The sequence below is a fragment of the Arthrobacter sp. P1_B9 genome (genome assembly GCF_056406495.1).
Map to the genome: position 1 here is coordinate 188,704 of NZ_JBFUAA010000004.1, position 16,653 is coordinate 205,356.

A 16,653-nucleotide genomic window follows, 5' to 3' on the forward strand; every position below is an offset into this window, starting at 1 on the left:
CCCCGATGGCAGACACCCCTCTCATGATTTCGCTCCGGCTGAGCCGGCCTGGATTTGCTAGGCCTTCTTGGGCGGCAGGGCCAGCTTGAAGATCTTCGCCCACGTGGAGCCGACCTGCTTCAGCAGCGGACCCGTGGTGTACGGCAGTCCGTAGCGCTTGCAGATCTCCTGCACCTTCGGCTGCACCTCCGCGTAGCGGTTCGAGGGCAGGTCCGGGAACAGGTGGTGCTCAATCTGGTGCGAGAGGTTGCCGGTCATGAGGTGCATGAACTTGGAGCCGGAGATGTTGGCCGAGCCGATCATCTGCCGCACATACCAGTCACCCCGGGTCTCGCCCTCTACCATTTCCTCGGTGAAGGTGTCGGTGCCTTCGGGGAAGTGGCCGCAGAAGATCACTGCGTGCGCCCACACGTTGCGGACGGCGTTGGCGGTCAGCGTGCCGTAGAGGGCCTGCTTGCCGGAACCGGTCAGCATGGCGACGGCGGGAGTGGCGGCGTAGTCCTTGGTGAACTGCGTCAGTGCCTTGCGGCCGAGGGCCTTCAGGTCCTTGGTCAGGGCTTCCTTGGACTTCCGGCCCTCTTTGTAGTCCACCAGTTCGAGGTCGTAGATCGCGATGCCCCACTCGAAGACCGGTGCCAGCAGCGCGTTGTACAGCGGGTTGCCCAGGTTGAAGGGCGTCCATTTCTGGTCCGGATCCATCCGCAGCAGGTTGTATCCGATGTCGTTGTCCTTGCCGACCACATTTGTCCAGCGGTGGTGGAGATCGTTGTGGGTGTGCTGCCAGGAGCGCGCGGGGGTGACGAAGTCCCATTCCCAGGTGGTGGAGTGGATGTCCGGGTCCCGCATCCAGTCCCACTGCCCGTGCAGGATGTTGTGCCCAAGTTCCATGTTTTCCAGGATCTTGGCGAAGCTCAGCAGCGCGGTGCCGGCGAACCAGGCGGGCTTCTTCTTGCTGACAAGGAGCAGGGCACGGCCGGAGAGCTCCAGGCCGCGCTGGATCTTGATCATGCGGCGGATGTAGGCGGCATCGGCGGACCCGCGCTTGGCGAGGATGTCATCCTTGATGGCGTCGAGTTCGCGCCCCAGCTCCGCCACCTGCTCGTCGGAGAGGTGGGCGGCCGCGGGTGGACGCAGCAGCGGGCTGCCGGTCTCGGCGAGGGCGCCGGGCCGCGTCTTCGCGACCGTGACGACCTTCGCTGTGTCGGCTGAACCGCTGGTGGCGGGGGTGTCGGCGTCGGAAAGGTCCGGTTTGTTGGAAACAATCGTCATGCGGTGATACTCCTCAGAGGTCGAGGTTAACGGGGCCGGCGGCTGCCGACACGCACGTCTGGATTAGTTGGCCGGGCTCGCCGTGCACTTCGTTGGTGCGCAGGTCACGGACGTGGCCGGCCCGCAGCGGGATGAGGCAGCTGTGGCAGATACCCATCCGGCAGCCGCTGGGCATGAGGATGCCGGCGTCCTCGCCGACATCGAGCAGCGGGGTGTCGCCATCGGCCTCGACTTCACGGTCGGAGGCCTCGAAGGTGACCAGGCCGCCGTCGTGCCCGGCGCCGCCGGCGAGGCTGGTGCTGAAGCGTTCGATGGTCAGGGTGCCCGAGCTGGCCGCGGCCTGCTGGGCGTCCTCCGCTTCGGCCTCCCACAGCGCCTCGGCGTCGTTGAGGAACCCTTCCGGACCGCATGCGTAGGCGGCGCGCTGGCGCCAGTCCGGGCAGAGCCGGTCCAGGTCGGCGGCCGAGGTGAAGTCCAGCCGTCCGCTCTCACCGGTGAACCAGTGCGTGACGCGCAGGTTGGGGAACTGGTCGGCGAGCTCGGCGAGTTCTTCACGGAAGATGGTGTCCGCGGCGGTGCGGGCTGTGTGGATCAGGACGACGTCCGAATCCGGGCGGTGCGGAACGAGCGTGCGGATCATCGACATCACCGGGGTGATCCCGCTGCCGGCCGTGAGCATGAGCAGCGGCCGCGGATGCTCGGGCAGGACGAAATCGCCCTGCGGGGGCGCCAGGAACAGGACGTCGCCGGGCTTGGTGCCGCGCACGAGGGCCCCGGAGACGGCGCCCATGTCGGTCACGGTGATTGCCGGGTCCTGTCCGGCGGGGGCGCTGAGCGAGTAGGACCGCCAGTGGCGGACACCGTCGAGCTCGACGCCAATACGGGCCCACTGGCCGGCAAGATGTGCTTGCCAGCCGCGGCCGGGACGGAAGAAAATGGTGGCGGAATCGGCCGTTTCTGGAACCACCCTGGTGACTACGCCGCGCAATTGGCGGGCGGAAAACACAGGATTGAACAGCGACAGAATGTCTTCTGGAGCTAGTGGGGTGGTCAGTAGAGATGCGGCGCGCGCCAGCTTACGGAGCCGGATCATTCATCAAGCTTATGTCAGATTGCGCCATACTTCTTCACCCAAGGCATACGATCGACTCAAGAAAACTATCCCGCCGCAACAACTCATCGGACTGTTCATGAACACATCCCCTGCCCGGGAGCCTGCCGGCCCCACCCCCGCCTACGATCCTCCCTGGCTGGCCCTGCCGCGGGAGGTCAGCGACATGCTGCGGCCGCGGATGCCCGGCATTGTGGAGGCCATCATCGAAGCCGTCCCGCAGCTCGTCCCGGCGTACGCCAGGCCGATCGAGGGGCGCTTTGGCAGGGGGCTGCGCAGGGGCGTGGCCGCGGCACTGGACCGCTTCCTGCAACTGCCCGGGACCCGGCTGCCGGCGCTGTCCGAGGAAAGCCGGGACCTGGTGGCCGGGCTGGGCAGCGGCGAGTTCCGGCAGGGGCGGAGCATGGACGCGCTCCTGAGCGCCTACCGGATGGGCGCCCGCGTGACGTTCCGGGAGATGTCCAAAGTCTCAGTGGAACATCATCTGGGCCAGGGCGTCGTGGTGGATCTGGGCGAATCGATCCTCGCGTACATCGATGAGCTGTCGGCGGTCAGCGCCGAGGCCTACGCCTTTGAGCAGTCCGAACGGGCCGGAGCAGTGGACCGGCGGCGCACCGAACTGCTGGACCTGCTCCTGCTCGGCCAGGCCGACGAGGCGGCGCTGCGCCAGACGGCGGCGATGGCGGACTGGTCCCTGCCCCAGCGCATGGCGGTGGTGACGCTGCCGCTGGACCGCGCGGCCGGGCTGCGGCTGCGCCTGGGCCCGGGCACCCTTGTGATTGAGCGCGAGACCGATGTTGTCGCCCTGGTGCCGGCGCGGATGTCGCGCTCCGCCCGGGACGACCTGGACCGTGCCCTGAAGGGGCGCGGCGCTTCCGTGGGACCGGCCGGGGGCTGGGAGAGGGTTCCGGATTCGCTGCGGCTGGCCGTGCTGGCCGCCGCAGCACTGCCTCCGCGGGAGGGACCGGATGACCCCCCGATCTGGGCCGACGAGCACCTGGCGCAGGTGATTCTCGGTGCAGAACCCTCGGCGATCACCGAACTCGCCAACCGCCGGCTCGCGCCGCTGGAAGGGCTCCGGCCCGCACAGCGCGACCGGCTCGCCGAAACCCTGCTCTCCTGGTTGCGCCACTGGGGCCAGCGGGCGCCCGTGGCCGCCGAGCTCGGGATCCACCCGCAGACCGTGGGCTACCGGGCAGCGCAGCTGCGCGAGCTCTTTGGCGACGCCCTCGAGGACCCAACGGCGCGCTTCGAACTCGAACTGGCCCTGCACGCCGGCCGGCGGTAGGCCAAGCCCGTCGGGCGGACCGCAGGTTACCCGGCGAGCGCCCGCCGGCGGACCGCAGGTTACCCGGCGAGCGCCCGCCGGCTGTGGAGCCGCAGCTCCAGGTCGTGCATCACGAGCGCCGCCAGGTCCTCCAGCGCGGCAGTGTCCTCATCGCTGAACTCGCGGGGTTCACGGTCCAGGATGCAGAAGGTGCCCAGGTTGTAGCCGTCCGGAGTGCGCAGCGGCACCCCGGCATAGAACTGCAGGCCGAACTCGCCTGCCACGAGGGGGTTGGCCAGCGTCCGGGGATCGTTGACGGCGTCCCGGACAATCCAGGCATCGCCCTGCAGGACGGCGGAGGCGCACAATCCGGGGTCCCGGCCGATTTCCGTGACATCCGTGCCGTGGTGGGACTTGAACCAGATGCGGTCATGGTCCACAACACTGACAATCGCCACGGGCACCGAGAACATGCGTGCGGCCAACGCCGCGATCCGGTCAAAGACGCCGTCCGCGGGAGTGTCCAGGATCCGGTACCGCTCGACCGCACGCATGCGCCCTTCTTCGTCGGTCAACAGCGCGGCCGGGTCCCGGCGGCGGCGTCCTGTGCCGTTGATGACTTCCTGGCGCAGGGCCAGGGACACTTCCCGGGCCGGCGGGCGGGCGGCCGGATCCCTGTCCAGCATGGAGGTCAGCAGGGCCGCCCACATGGGCGCGATGTCTTCGGGGACGTCCGGGTCGTGGAGCAGCCGGGCAAGGGCGGACTGCACCGGCGCGCCGGGATAGGCCATTTTCCCGGTCAGGCCTTCCAGCAGGACCAGCCCCAGCGAATAGATGTCGCTGGCGGGGCCAGCCGGTTCGCCGGCCGCCTGTTCGGGGCTGAGGTAGGCCGGGGTGCCGGAGCTGTCATCGGGGTCGCCGTGGTGGCCTTCGCGGATGGTGATGGCCACACCGAAGTCGCTGAGTTTGGCGCGGGCGCGCCGGTCCTCGACGCTGTAGTCCACGAGCAGGATGTTGGCCGGCTTGACGTCCCGGTGGATGATGCCGTGGTGGTGGATGTGCGCAAGACCGTCGGCGAGATCGTGTCCGATCAGCGCCATGTGGGCCGCCGACAGCGGGCCCTCGGCCGAGCGGCGGCGCAGGTCGGGGCCGCGGACGAGTTCCATCACCAGATAACTGAGCCGGCGGGTCGGGTCACTAAGGTCCGTGCCGGCGTCGAACAGTGTCACGAGGGCGTGGTGGGCCATCCCCGCCAGGATCCGCACCTCATCGGCCTGCCTGCGGGTCCGCTCTTCGTCCACTGTCCCGTCGCGGAAGAGTTTGACTGCCACTTCACGCCCCAGGACCTCGTCCGTGGCACGGTACACGCTCGATTGGCTGCCCCTGCCAATGAGTTCTTCGATCCGGTAGCGCCCGCTGAGCAGGAAACCGGGGTCCATGGTTGTCAAAGGTCTACGTGGTCCCTCTAATGGGGCCGCCGCTGGAAGCGGGCGGATCAGTCCAAAGCCGGGACAAATCCCGGCACCCGCACCATAAGCAAGCTTACTTATCATAACGCGGAAACCGGATTCCGGAAGACTTCCCGGGACCCTTTCGGTCCGCCGCCTTGGGCTATTTTGCGGGGTTGTGGGTCCCGATCGGCACCAGGGTGAGGTCAGGGTGGTTCTTTTCGATCCGGCGCAGGGCCCAGACGTCGTTGAACAGGGCCAGGTATTCCCCGTCGGAGCGCAACAGGACTTCGGCGCCGGGGACGTTGGCCAGCGCCGGCATGGCGTCGGCGGTCGAGATCCGGGCCATGGAATACGGGAGCCGCTCCAGCCGCATCGGGGCGCTGAAGTCGTGCGCCATGCGGTCCTCGACCACTTCGAACTGCATGGGGCCGACGGCGGCAAGAACGGGCGCCTGGTCACCGCGGATGTCGGAGCGGAGCACCTGGATGACACCCTCGTGCTCGAGTTGTTCGATGCCGCGGCGGAACTGCTTGAACCGGCTCGGGTCCTTGGAGCGCGCCACCTGGAAGTGTTCCGGGGCGAACAGCGGGATCGCCGGGAACTCCACGGGCTGGTCCAGGAACAGGCTGTCCCCCACCCGGAGGGAGGAGGCGTTCACGAGCCCCACCACATCGCCCGGGAAGGCCTCGTCGATCACCTCGCGTTCGCGGCCGAAAACCTGCTGGGCGTACTTGGTGGCGAAGGATTTCCCCGTCCGGGTCTGGGTGACCACCATGCCGCGCTCGAACATGCCGGAGCAGACACGGATGAAGGCAACGTGGTCGCGGTGGGCCTTGTTCATGCCGGCCTGGACCTTGAAGACGAACCCGGCGAACGGGGCATCCACGGGGCGGGGGTCGCCGTCGACGTCGGGCCGCGGGGCAGCGGGCGGGGCGAAGTCGACGAGGGCGTCGAGGATTTCCTTGACGCCGAAGTTCAGCGCGGCCGAGCTGAACAGGATCGGCGTCGCCTTGCCGGCGTGGAAGGCCGCGACGTCGAACGCCAGGTTGGATTCGATGACCAGCCCGGCCTCGTCCACGGCGTTGGACCAATCGTCGCCCTGGCTGGCGGCGGCCTCGTCGGGGGTGAAGTATTCGGTGAGGGCGATGTTGGCGCCGGCGTTGTTGCGCTTGAACTGCGCGAAGCGGTCGTTGCGCAGGTCCCAGACGCCGCGGAAGTCGCCGGAGATGCCAACAGCCCAGGTCAGCGGCATCGGCTGCAGGCCGGTGCGCTCGGTGATCTCGTCCATCAGCGCCAGGGCGTCCAGGCCGGGCCGGTCCCACTTGTTGATGACAGTGATGATGGGCAGGTTGCGCTGCTTGCAGACCTCGAAGAGCTTCATGGTCTGGGTTTCCAGGCCCTTCGCTGCGTCGACCAGCATGACGGCACAGTCCACGGCCGCGAGCACGCGGTAGGTGTCCTCGGAAAAGTCGGCGTGGCCCGGGGTGTCCAGAAGGTTGATGACGGTGTCCCGGTAGGCGAACTGCAAAGCGGCAGAGCTGATGGAGATGCCGCGGTCCTTTTCCATCTGCATCCAGTCCGAGACCGTCTCCTTGCGGTTGGCCTTTCCGCTGGAGGCGCCGGCCGTGCCGATCACCTTTGCGTGCAGCGCCAGGGCCTCCGTCAGGGTGGATTTGCCGGCGTCGGGGTGCGAAATGACCGCGAAAGTCCGGCGCCGGGCCGCCTGCTTGTGAATCTCCTGGACTCGGGCGGGGCTGAGGACTTCTTGAGACACGATGCTACTTTCGCTGCGACAGTGGACGGGTCACGGCGCGGAGAGCCCGCGGTACACCCAAGGATCCAAGTTTATCGCAGGCCGCGGACCACGGTCGAAGCTGCGGCCGGACCGCGCATGAAGCCGCGCGAGGCCCGGGCGCGAAGCTGCGGCCTTGCGGCGCCAAAATGCCGTCACGGACGGCGCCCCGGGCAGCCCTTCAGGAGGGCCGCGGCGGCACGCCGCAATGGACCACTTTAAGGCTTGCCTGTGCGGAAGTGGCCTTGCTTTACCCCTATCATGGGGAGAGCGGGGAACTGAGTACTTTGATCCTGCCGGGAGACCCTGGAATCCGGCGCACTTGCAGGCTCGTCCCTGCACCTTTGAAGGGAAATCTATGGCTCGGAGCCCTGAAGATGCGCTCAAGGCGACCCTGGCCAGGGTGGCACCGGGCACAGCCCTCCGCGACGGCCTGGAACGCATCCTCCGCGGCCGGACCGGCGCGCTGATCGTGCTGGGCATCGACAGGACCATCGAGTCCATCTGTTCGGGCGGCTTCGAGATCGGCATCGACTTCTCCCCCACCCGGCTGCGGGAACTGGCGAAGATGGACGGCGCCATCGTCTGCGACAAGGATGCCAGCAACATCCTGCGCGCGGCGGTCCAGCTCGTCCCGGATTCGAGCATCGAAACGCAGGAATCGGGCACCAGGCACCGGACCGCGGAACGCGTGGCCATCCAGACGGGCGTCCCGGTCATTTCGGTCAGCCAGTCAATGCAGATCATCGCGCTGTACGTGCACGGGCTGCGCCACGTCCTGGAGGGCTCCGAAAAGGTACTGGCCCGCGCCAACCAGGCCCTGGCAACCCTGGAACGCTACCGCTCGCGCCTGGACCAGGTCACCAGCTCGCTCTCGGCCCTGGAAATCGAGGCCATGGTGACGGTCCGTGACGTCGCGGTCACCCTGCAGCGCCAGGAAATGGTGCGCAGGATCTCCGAGGAAATCTCCCAGTACGTCCTGGAACTGGGCGAGGACGGCCGCCTGCTCTCGCTGCAGCTGGACGAGCTCACCGTCGGCCGCGGCCCGGGCAGCGACGTCATCATCCGCGACTACTCCGGGCCGGCCGCAACAGCGGAGGACATCGACAAAGCGGTCAAGGCCCTCGTCAGCCTGGGCCCAACCGAGCTGATCGACCTGGGCAAGATCGCCGGGATCGTCGGCTTCGCCGGCGGCGAGGCCAACCTCGACGCCGTCGTGCAGCCGCGCGGCTACCGCCTGCTCTCCGGGCTCAAGGCCGTGCCGAAGGCCGTCGCCGACCGGCTCGTCGACCACTTCGGCGGCCTGCAGTTCCTGATGGCGGCAACAATCGATGACCTCATGACCGTCGACGGGATCGGTGACCAGCGTGCCAGGACCGTCAGGGAGGGCCTGAGCCGCATGGCCGAGGCCAGCCTGCTGGACCGCTTCCTCTAACCCCCTCCACAAGCCCACCGGGGGGTAATCGGGGGGGTAACAGGAGTTATGCGGGTCAGCTGAGCTGGAACACGGCCTTGGGGCTGTTCTTGTTCGCCAGCCGCGCGGTGAAGACGTAGTAGGCGCCGCCGGCACCGGGCGTGGCCTCGACGGGCTCGCAGCCCTGCACCGTGCGGTTGCGCTGCCACGGGAAGTTCGCCGTCTCGCTCTTGCCCGGAGCAATGGTCTTCATCAGGTCCGCGCTCTCCGCCTGGCAGTCCTTGGAGGAGAAGATCCGGTCCGAGCCGCTGGTGATCATGTACTCCATCTGCGACGTCCCGATGTTGACCTCGCACGGGACCTTGTTGTTGTTGGTCACCGTGAGGCTCAGCAGCGGCTTCTCACCGGCGGCGTAAGCCTGTTTGTCGGTGGCGGCCGTAACGGTGATCAGATTCTGCTCGCAGCCCTCCCCCGATGTGGCCGTGGGTGAGGCCGAAGCCTCCCCGGACGCCGTCGGGCTCCCCGACGCGGAGCCAGCCGGGCTGGCCGCCGGCGACGCTCCTGCCCCGGACGGCTGGGCGCCGGCAGACTGGCCTCCGCCCATGGCATTCGAGACCGCCACAAAGCCGCCGAAGGCTACGGCGATGACGAGCAGCAGGACCACCCCTGCAAACAGCCGGCGGCGGCGGTAGACCCGGCGCAGCGGGGGCCGTCCGGATTTGCGCCCGGATTGCCCCGGGGCCGAACCTTTCGGCCGCGAACCGCCCGTACCTGAAGTGCCTTGCCTGACCATTCTTCTAGCCTAGAGAACCGCGCGGGCTATGGCGCCCGACCACGCCGCGGGACCTGACGCCGTCCCGATCCGTTACCCCGATCTATTACGCTGAATGGATCGAAACTCTAACCCCCACGCCCCCCGTATCCGCCGCGGCACCGCGGGACCCCCTGCCCGCCGGGGCGCCCGGCCGTGCCGACAATCTCCCAGCGCTCCATGCGGCCCTGGATGACTGGTTCGCGTCCAACGCCAGGGATCTGCCGTGGCGGGCCGCGGACTGCTCGCCCTGGGGTGTGCTGGTCAGCGAAGTGATGCTCCAGCAGACGCCGGTGGTCCGGGTCCTGCCGGTCTGGGAGGAGTGGCTGCGCCGCTGGCCGGAACCGGCAGATCTGGCCGGCGAACCCGCCGGGGAGGCCGTCCGGTCCTGGGGCCGGCTGGGATATCCCCGGCGCGCCCTGCGCCTTCATGCTGCCGCCGTCGCCATCAGGGACAGCCACGGCGGGGCCGTCCCCGGCACCTACACCGAGCTCCTGGACCTGCCGGGCGTGGGCAGCTACACGGCCGCGGCCGTCGCCGCGTTCGCCTACGGATGCCGCGAAACGGTGGTGGACACGAACATCCGCCGGGTCCACGCGCGGCTGGTCACCGGCTCTGCCCTGCCGGCGCAGGCCCTGACCGCCGCCGAAATGCGGCTGGCGGCATCGCTGCTTCCGGAACGCCCCGGCGCCTCGGTGCGCTGGAACGCCGCCGTCATGGAACTCGGCGCCCTGGTCTGCACTGCGCGGACCCCCAAGTGCGGCCAGTGCCCTGTCCGGGAGTCCTGCGCCTGGCTGGCGGCCGGGGAGCCGGCGCCGACGTACACGCCCAAGGGACAGGCCTGGCACGGCACGGACCGGCACGTACGCGGCGCCGTGATGGCCGTCCTGCGGGCGGCCGAGGAGCCCGTGGCGCCGGTCCTGTTCCACCAGGCTCCCGCGGACCTGGGCTTCGAACCGCAGGGCATCGGCATTCCGCTCGCGGCCCTGCACCGGCTCAACGCGGCCCCCGAGCAGCTGGAACGGGCGATGGCAGGGCTGCTGGGCGACGGCCTCGCCGAACTGCACCAGGGCGGCTTCCGGCTCCCGGGCTGAGGATCTACGCTGGAGCATGCGCAAGCTGGCGGCCGCGGCCGTGCTGGTCCTCACCGCAGTCGTGGCTGTCGCGTGCCGGCCGGAGGCCGCCTGCCCGGCGATCGCCCAGGCGCCCGTTGTGTCGCTCACGGTGGACCGGGAGTACGCCCCGTCAGTGCGGACCATCCATCTGGCCGCGTGCCAGGACGGCCGCTGCAAGGAGGCGGACCTCGAACTGGTTCCCGGGAGCACGGCCGTGGACCAAGGCTGCGAGCCGGGCCCCTACGGCGGCGACGGCGTCTGCTCGGCCACTTCTTCGCCCGACGGCACCCTGACCGGAATGCTGATGATGGAGACGCTGAGCGCCAGCCGGATCGAGGTGACGGCCACGGGCACGGACACCGCCGGGAACCCGCTGCCGGCCAGGACCGCGGCGTTCACGCCCCGGGCGGCACACCCGTTTGGTGAGCAGTGCGGAACCTTCATCACCGCCAGCGTGGTGCTCGACGCGGCCGGCCTCCGCCAGGCACCCTAGCGCTTACGGTTCTCCGAACCCCGAGCCGACCAGGCGTTCAAGGTAGTCGACAGCCTTGGCGGCGTCCGGGCCGCTGGCCTCCACGTGCAGGACGGTTCCCTTGCCGGCGGCAAGCATCATGAGCTCGGTCATGGAGGCGCCATCGGCGCCGTTCACGGTCACCTCGGCGTCCATGGCGGACAGGCCTCCGGCGATCTTCGCTGCCGGCCGGGCATGCATGCCGGTCTGGTTGACGAGCACAAAGTCCCCGGTGGCGTCCGGCGGCTGCTGGTGCACATGCCCCGCCTCCGCGGGATGGGCGGGGGGCCGGTAGACGGCCTCGGCCGCGTCCTTCACCGCTGCCGCTTCGGCCCCTGCCTGGGCAGCCACCGCGGCCGCGACGAGTCCTTCGACGATGGGCGCGTCAGCAATCAGCACCGAGCCTGGATCGGCTGCAAACTCCGCAGCGGACTCGGCCGTCATCACCGCGGAGCCGAGGTCGGCGAGCACCACCACACCGTCACCGGCAGCCTGCTCCAGGGCCGCCATGACCTTGTCCAGGCTCGTGCCGATGCGGCCGTCGTCGGTGCCGCCGGCGGGGAGGATCAGGACGTCGGGAGCCATCTGCGCGGCGAGTTCGACGGCGCCGTCCGCGATCTTGGAGCTGTGCGAGACGACCACAAGCCGGACTGTCATTCGGCCGCTCCGGCCGCGGCGCGCAGAATCAGCGCGCTGGAGACCGCTCCGGGGTCGCGGTGGCCGATGCTGCGCTCCCCCAGGTAGCTGGCCCGGCCCTTGCGGGCGAGCATCGGATCCGTGGACACGGCGCCGGCTTCGGCGGCTTCCGCCGCGGCAAGCAGCACCTTTCTGACGTCCCCGTCGCCGTCGCCAGCCGCTGCGGCGGCCGCCTCGATCGCGGGAGTCCAGGCGTCCACCATGGTCTTGTCGCCGGATTCGGCCTTGCCGCGGGCGACGATCCCGTCGCGGGCGGCCTGCAGCGCGGCGGCGAGGGTGGCGGCGTCGACGTCGGAGCTCTCACCCAGGGCCGTGGCGGCCCGCAGGAACGCCGTGCCGTAAAGCGGGCCGGCCGCCCCGCCAACCTTGGACATCAGCGTCATGGCCGTCAGTTTCAGCGCCGCGGCCGGGGTTTCCGGCGGCGCCTCGGCAAGTTTGTCCATCACGGCCCTGAAGCCGCGGTCCATGTTCTCGCCGTGGTCCGAGTCCCCGATGGGCCGGTCCAGCTCGATCAGTTCCACCCGGTGTTCCGCCATGGCCTGCGCCGAAAGCGTCAGCCACCGCACCGCCCAGCCGACGTCCAAGCCCACGGTCAGACGCCCCAGCGAAGGGCCGGAGTGTGCACTGGAGCGTCCCAGAGCGTTGTCATCTCGTCATCGAGGCGCAGGACAGTGATGGAGCAGCCCTGCATTTCGAGGGAGGTGATGAAGTTGCCCACCAGGGAGCGGGCCACGGTGACGCCCTGCTCGGCCAGTTTCTGCGCGGCCCTGCGGTAGACGATGTACAGCTCGCTTTGCGGGGTGCCGCCCATGCCGTTGACGAACAGGAGCACCTGGTCCCCGGAAGCAAGGCCGAGGTCGCTGACCACCGGATCCAGGAGCCGGTCGGTGATGCCGTCGGCGTTTTCCATCGGGATGCGGTGCCGTCCCGGTTCGCCGTGGATGCCGATGCCGATCTCGATCTCGTTTTCCTCGAGCTCAAAACTGGGCACCCCGGCATGCGGAACGGTACAGGCGGACAGCGCCACGCCCATGCTGCGCACGTTCTGGTTGACGCGGTCACCGATCGCGGCGACGGCGTCCAGGTTGTCACCGCGCTCCGCGGCCGCACCGGCGATTTTCTCGACCAGGACGGTGCCGCCAACGCCCCGGCGCCCGGCCGTGTACAGCGAATCCTCCACGGCGACGTCGTCGTTGACGAGCACGGTGCGGATCTCGACGCCTTCGGCCTGCGCGAGTTCGGCGGCGGTTTCGAAGTTCAGGACGTCACCGGTGTAGTTCTTCACGATGTGCACGACGCCGGCGCCGGCGCTTACGGCCAGCGTGGCCGGCAGGATCTGGTCCGGAGTGGGAGAGGTGAACACGGCGCCCGGGACGGCGGCGTCGAGCATACCCAGGCCCACGTACCCGCCGTGCAGCGGCTCGTGTCCGCTGCCGCCGCCGGAGACGAGCCCGACTTTCCCTGCGACGGGAGCGTCCTTGCGCACGATGTACTTCGGGTCCGGGAAGACGGTCACGAGGTCGGCGTGAGCAAGCCCGAACCCTTCCACTGACTCGTCGACCACGGCTTTGGGATCATTGATGAGTTTCTTCATGGCGGTGCTCCCTGGATGGTGTCCTGGCTGCTTGCTTAGACCCTACTACCGGGGCACGGCCGGCGGTAGGCTCCCCGTTCCCCCGGCCCGGGCTCCCTGGCGGGCTGCGAATCCCGGGGCGGCGGGGTTGTGGCCGTGCGTTCCGAACCCACGCGCTTCAGGCTTGTTGGTCGGCCCACGCCGGAGAATGCGGCCAGGCATCCACGCCCAGCCATGAGAACGGCGGCGCGGTGAGCCGGCCCTTGCGGGCGCGGGACGCGGCCGGCGGTCCTGACGCGGCAGATACCGCCCCGGCGGTCTGCCCCGTCACGCCGGCGCCGGCGCCGGGCGAGGAGTGGTTGGCGGGCTCGGGCGGCAGCGCTTCCAGCGGCTGGTCCGGCGGCCCTGCCGGAGCGCTGGCGATTGACCTGTGGATTGCGGAGAGATCGGGAAAAATCACGGCTTTGTGCAATTTTTTGCCTCCGGAAGTATGGCGGCCCACCCCCTGGGCCGGCATCAGTTTATCCATCAAATTTATTGAAGGGAAGCCCTGCGTGGACGTCGAGTTCCTGGCGGCCGCCGACGCCGGCGCCGTCTTCGCCGGCCGGGACGCCGCCTTCGCCGACCGGGGCCGCCCTCGCCGGCCGGGGCGCAGCCCTCGCTGGCCCGGGCGCAGCCGCAACCCGGCGGGGGCTACAGCTCCTTGATCATCCTGGTGTTGCCCAGCGTGTTCGGTTTAACCCGCGCCAGGTCCAGGAACTCGGCCACGCCTTCGTCGTGCGAGCGCAGGAGCTCGGAATACACCACGGGGTCGACGGCGGTCTGGTCAGCCATGACGTCAAAGCCGTGCTTCTTGAAGAACTCCACTTCGAACGTCAGGCAGAAGACCCGGGAGACTCCCAGCGCGCGGGCATCCTCCAGCAGGCGCTCCACCAGCGCGTGGCCCACGCCCTTGCCGCGCCAGGCGTCCGAGGCCGCCAGTGTGCGGACCTCGGCGAGGTCCTCCCACATGACGTGCAGCGCCCCGCAGCCGATCACCTCGCCGTCTTCGGATTCTGCGATCCGGAACTCCTGCAGGCTTTCGTAATAGGCCACGGTTTCCTTGGCCATGAGGATCCGCTGGTCAGCCAGCGGCGCCACGAGGGTCTTGATGGCGCCAACGTCGTCGGTGCGGGCGGGGCGGATGCGGATCGTCTCAGTGGCGGTCTCAGTCACGGTCTCAGTCACAGCCCAATCTTACGGGTGCCCCGGGCGCGGCCGGCTCCCTGCCGGCACGGCCCCGGGCCGTCAGAGACCTAGTTCGTCGGGGACGGGAACGTCCTTGTCCAGCAGGTTCCTGGCCAGGAAGTGCTCCACGACGCCGTACCAGACCTTGGCGTGCTGCGGCTGCAGGATCCAGTGGTTCTCGTCCGGGAAATACAGGAAACGGTGGTCCGTTTCACCGTTTCCGTCCGCCGCCAGCTGCGACTTGGCGAGCAGCTCGTACCAGAGCCGGAGTCCCTCGCCGATCGGCACGCGGTAGTCCTTGTCGCCATGGATGACCAGCATGGGAGTGCGGATGTTCTCCACGTGCAGGTGCGGGGAGTTCTCCAGCGCCATCTCTGCCGTCATCTCCTTGAGCCAGTACTGCGCGGCGTCGGTGGTGGGGCCGAACTGGTCCAGGGCCCAGAGGCTGGCGTGCGTGACGATTGCCTTGAAGCGGTCCGTCTGCCCGGCCACCCAGTTGGCCATGTACCCGCCGAACGAGCCGCCCATGGCGGCCGTGCGCGTCTGGTCGATGTCGGAGCGCTGCACGACGGCGTCGGTGATGGCCATCAGGTCGGTGAACGGAGCCTTGCCCCATTCCCCCCAGCCCCGCTGGATGTGGTCCTGACCGTAGCCGGTGGAAAGGGCAGGGTCCGGGAGCAGCACCGCGTAGCCGCGCGCCACCAGCAGCCACGGGTTCCAGCGCCACGTCCAGGCGTTCCAGGATCCCAGCGGGCCGCCATGGATCCAGAGCAGCAGCGGGGCCGGGGCCGCGGCGGACGCGCCCTCGGGCAGGGCCAGGTACGCGGGCACACGGGCGCCGTCGGCCGCCGTCGTCTCCACGCGCTCCAGCGTGCCCTTGAAGTGCGGGCGTTCCGCGGGCGCGGGCAGGCGGACGACGTCACCGGAGGCGAGGTCGATCCGCACAGGTTCGGCGGGGAATTCGTAGGAGCTGCGCAGGGCGTAGGCGCTGCGTCCGTCCGGTGCGACGACGACGTCGGTGTACGCCGCGGCGTCGGCCGTCAGGCGTAGTACCTGGGCCGCCCCGTCCGGGTCTCCGGCCACACCGATCCGGAATACCGGCGATGCGCCGTCCTCGTCGGCGGTGACCAGCAGGGCCGATCCGTCCGGCAGCCATGCGGCGGGGCGGGCCCAGCGGTCCCAGTCATGGGCGAGCGGCGTCAGGGCGCTGCCCCCTGCCGCCGGGCCAGTGACGTGGAGGAGGTGCAGCTTGACCTGCGGCGCCGCCAGCGGCGTGGTGTCGCTTTCGCTGACCACCACCAGGCTCCGGCCGTCCGGGCTGACCGGGCCCGGGAAGTAGCTCAGGCCTTCCGTGTCCAGCAGGACCGTGCGGGTGCCGGTGGCGACGTCGATGGCGACCAGCACGGAACGTGAATCGGCGTTGGCGAGGGGCTTGGCGAAGCTGCTGTAGATCGTCGTGCCGTCCGGACTGAGCACCGATTCGGCGTCCCTGAGCCGCGTTCCGGCGTCGGGCGTCAGGTTGCGCAGATTCAGCGGCGGCGCGGCGTCGACGGTGGCCGGCTTTCCGGCCTCCAACGGGCCTCCGGGTTCGACGGCGAACAGCCGCGGCTGCGCCGGGCCCAGGTCCGCGTCCCAGTAGCGGACTGGGTAGCCGCTGTGCAGGATGGCCGCGACCTTGTTGTCCTTGCGCGCTTTCCGGCGTTCCTCGTCATTGTCCTCGTCCGTGGAGCCGGCCAGGACCGAGGCCGCGACCACCACGGTGTCGGCGTCCTTGGCGGCGTGGACCCCGCCGATTCCGCCGGCCCGGGACAAGGCCACCCGGGCTTCGCCGCCGTCGGACGGCAGGATCCAGAGGGCGTTCACCGGGTCGGCCTCGGGGCTCTCCGGATCGGGACGGGCCGAGGTGAAGTACAGGTCGCCGTTGGCGGCAAACACCGCACCGGCTTCCCCTTTGGCGCTGCGCGTGATCCGGCGGGCCTGTTTGGCCCCGCCCGGATCCACCTCCCACAGCGCGGTGCAGTATTCGGCGCCCTTCGCGCCGAGTGTCGCCACTGTGGTCACCAGCCGGGCGCCGTCCGGGCTCAGCGTCAAACCGCTCACTCTGGGGATCGCGAGGTAGTGGTCCAGATCGTGGAAGGGGGTCTCGGGTTGTTCGCTCAGGGTCTCTGAGTCCTTAGCAGCCATGCACCGATTCAACACCGTATGTGGCATCGATCACAAAACGTTCACTAAGAGTGAAACATTGCTTTCAGATAGGGCTCCCGAATCATGCGGGACGGGCCCTGGCGCTTCAGCACGGACACCGCCCACCGCCCGCCGAAGATGGCCGCTAAGCCAGGTCCCATAGCGGCCATCTCTGGCAAATGGTTCACGACGGCGGGCAACGCAAAGGCCCCGCCGTCCCTTTCGGGGCAGC

The 16,653-nt window shown here is 69.3% G+C and carries 15 protein-coding genes; 4 read left to right on the top strand and 11 right to left on the bottom strand.

All coding sequences use genetic code 11. The features are described from left to right. Positions 1 to 57: 57 nt before the first annotated feature. Both AC1D1A_RS08070 and AC1D1A_RS08075 read right to left on the bottom strand, forming a co-directional pair. A complete protein-coding gene (locus tag AC1D1A_RS08070; protein ID WP_243178328.1) occupies positions 58 to 1,269 on the bottom strand; it encodes a fatty acid desaturase family protein in 1,212 nt (403 codons plus the stop codon). A 13-nt stretch (positions 1,270 to 1,282) separates the two neighbouring features. Then, positions 1,283 to 2,362 (bottom strand): ferredoxin reductase, encoded by a 1,080-nt coding sequence (locus AC1D1A_RS08075; RefSeq protein WP_028276907.1) that lies wholly within the window; start codon positions 2,360 to 2,362, stop codon positions 1,283 to 1,285. A 97-nt stretch (positions 2,363 to 2,459) separates the two neighbouring features. On the opposite strand from AC1D1A_RS08075, the gene AC1D1A_RS08080 reads away from it, so the two are divergent. Next, positions 2,460 to 3,668: a PucR family transcriptional regulator gene (locus AC1D1A_RS08080; protein ID WP_476859499.1), complete on the top strand. Its 1,209-nt coding sequence runs from the start codon at positions 2,460 to 2,462 to the stop codon at positions 3,666 to 3,668. A 59-nt stretch (positions 3,669 to 3,727) separates the two neighbouring features. Here the strand turns inward: AC1D1A_RS08080 and AC1D1A_RS08085 are convergent, their stop codons facing one another. Both AC1D1A_RS08085 and AC1D1A_RS08090 read right to left on the bottom strand, forming a co-directional pair. Next, positions 3,728 to 5,086, bottom strand: coding sequence for a protein kinase domain-containing protein (locus tag AC1D1A_RS08085; RefSeq protein ID WP_476947484.1), 1,359 nt, complete (start codon positions 5,084 to 5,086; stop codon positions 3,728 to 3,730). A gap of 172 nt (positions 5,087 to 5,258) precedes the next feature. Further along, a complete protein-coding gene (locus AC1D1A_RS08090; RefSeq protein WP_028276909.1) occupies positions 5,259 to 6,872 on the bottom strand; it encodes a peptide chain release factor 3 in 1,614 nt (537 codons plus the stop codon). Positions 6,873 to 7,248: 376 nt separating this feature from the next. On the opposite strand from AC1D1A_RS08090, the gene disA reads away from it, so the two are divergent. Beyond that, the gene (disA, locus tag AC1D1A_RS08095) at positions 7,249 to 8,325 is read left to right on the top strand and encodes a DNA integrity scanning diadenylate cyclase DisA (protein ID WP_018774911.1); all 1,077 of its coding nucleotides are present in this window, start codon (positions 7,249 to 7,251) and stop codon (positions 8,323 to 8,325) included. A gap of 55 nt (positions 8,326 to 8,380) precedes the next feature. Here disA and AC1D1A_RS08100 read toward each other — a convergent pair whose 3' ends face one another. Next, positions 8,381 to 9,097 carry a hypothetical protein gene (locus tag AC1D1A_RS08100; protein ID WP_476947485.1) on the bottom strand — a complete coding sequence of 239 codons (717 nt, stop codon included), beginning with the start codon at positions 9,095 to 9,097 and terminating at the stop codon, positions 8,381 to 8,383. 275 nt (positions 9,098 to 9,372) lie between these two features. On the opposite strand from AC1D1A_RS08100, the gene AC1D1A_RS08105 reads away from it, so the two are divergent. Both AC1D1A_RS08105 and AC1D1A_RS08110 read left to right on the top strand, forming a co-directional pair. Then, complete coding sequence (locus AC1D1A_RS08105; RefSeq protein WP_476947486.1) at positions 9,373 to 10,209, top strand: HhH-GPD family protein; 837 nt, start codon at positions 9,373 to 9,375, stop codon at positions 10,207 to 10,209. 16 nt (positions 10,210 to 10,225) lie between these two features. After that, positions 10,226 to 10,723, top strand: coding sequence for a hypothetical protein (locus AC1D1A_RS08110; RefSeq protein ID WP_476849899.1), 498 nt, complete (start codon positions 10,226 to 10,228; stop codon positions 10,721 to 10,723). A 3-nt stretch (positions 10,724 to 10,726) separates the two neighbouring features. On the opposite strand, the gene dhaM is transcribed toward AC1D1A_RS08110, so the two are convergent. The 6 genes from dhaM to AC1D1A_RS08140 all read right to left on the bottom strand — a co-directional run bounded on the left by dhaM (position 10,727) and on the right by AC1D1A_RS08140 (position 16,421). Further along, complete coding sequence (gene dhaM, locus AC1D1A_RS08115) at positions 10,727 to 11,398, bottom strand: dihydroxyacetone kinase phosphoryl donor subunit DhaM (RefSeq protein ID WP_476849900.1); 672 nt, start codon at positions 11,396 to 11,398, stop codon at positions 10,727 to 10,729. Next, on the bottom strand, positions 11,395 to 12,027 hold the full coding sequence (dhaL, locus tag AC1D1A_RS08120) for a dihydroxyacetone kinase subunit DhaL (protein ID WP_223914688.1): 633 nt from the start codon (positions 12,025 to 12,027) through the stop codon (positions 11,395 to 11,397). Before dhaL ends, dhaM begins: the two co-directional genes overlap by 4 nt. 2 nt (positions 12,028 to 12,029) lie before the next feature. Further along, entirely contained in the window at positions 12,030 to 13,031 is a 1,002-nt protein-coding gene (dhaK, locus tag AC1D1A_RS08125; RefSeq protein WP_476947487.1) for a dihydroxyacetone kinase subunit DhaK, read from the bottom strand. Between the two features lie 157 nt (positions 13,032 to 13,188). After that, entirely contained in the window at positions 13,189 to 13,470 is a 282-nt protein-coding gene (locus AC1D1A_RS08130) for a hypothetical protein (protein WP_476859503.1), read from the bottom strand. A 233-nt stretch (positions 13,471 to 13,703) separates the two neighbouring features. After that, a complete protein-coding gene (locus AC1D1A_RS08135) occupies positions 13,704 to 14,237 on the bottom strand; it encodes an amino-acid N-acetyltransferase (RefSeq protein ID WP_476947488.1) in 534 nt (177 codons plus the stop codon). Between the two features lie 60 nt (positions 14,238 to 14,297). Further along, positions 14,298 to 16,421 carry a S9 family peptidase gene (locus AC1D1A_RS08140; RefSeq protein WP_476947489.1) on the bottom strand — a complete coding sequence of 708 codons (2,124 nt, stop codon included), beginning with the start codon at positions 16,419 to 16,421 and terminating at the stop codon, positions 14,298 to 14,300. Between the last annotated feature and the right edge of the window lie 232 nt (positions 16,422 to 16,653).

Excerpts from the sequence above, each read along its gene's own strand:
- AC1D1A_RS08070 (WP_243178328.1), bottom strand. The coding sequence starts at position 1,269 with ATGACGATTGTTTCCAACAAACCGGACCTTTCCGACGCCGACACCCCC.
- AC1D1A_RS08075 (WP_028276907.1), bottom strand. The coding sequence starts at position 2,362 with ATGATCCGGCTCCGTAAGCTGGCGCGCGCCGCATCTCTACTGACCACC.
- AC1D1A_RS08080 (WP_476859499.1), top strand. The coding sequence starts at position 2,460 with ATGAACACATCCCCTGCCCGGGAGCCTGCCGGCCCCACCCCCGCCTAC.
- AC1D1A_RS08085 (WP_476947484.1), bottom strand. The coding sequence starts at position 5,086 with ATGGACCCCGGTTTCCTGCTCAGCGGGCGCTACCGGATCGAAGAACTC.
- disA (WP_018774911.1), top strand. The coding sequence starts at position 7,249 with ATGGCTCGGAGCCCTGAAGATGCGCTCAAGGCGACCCTGGCCAGGGTG.
- AC1D1A_RS08100 (WP_476947485.1), bottom strand. The coding sequence starts at position 9,097 with ATGGTCAGGCAAGGCACTTCAGGTACGGGCGGTTCGCGGCCGAAAGGT.
- AC1D1A_RS08110 (WP_476849899.1), top strand. The coding sequence starts at position 10,226 with ATGCGCAAGCTGGCGGCCGCGGCCGTGCTGGTCCTCACCGCAGTCGTG.
- dhaM (WP_476849900.1), bottom strand. The coding sequence starts at position 11,398 with ATGACAGTCCGGCTTGTGGTCGTCTCGCACAGCTCCAAGATCGCGGAC.
- dhaK (WP_476947487.1), bottom strand. The coding sequence starts at position 13,031 with ATGAAGAAACTCATCAATGATCCCAAAGCCGTGGTCGACGAGTCAGTG.
- AC1D1A_RS08140 (WP_476947489.1), bottom strand. The coding sequence starts at position 16,421 with ATGGCTGCTAAGGACTCAGAGACCCTGAGCGAACAACCCGAGACCCCC.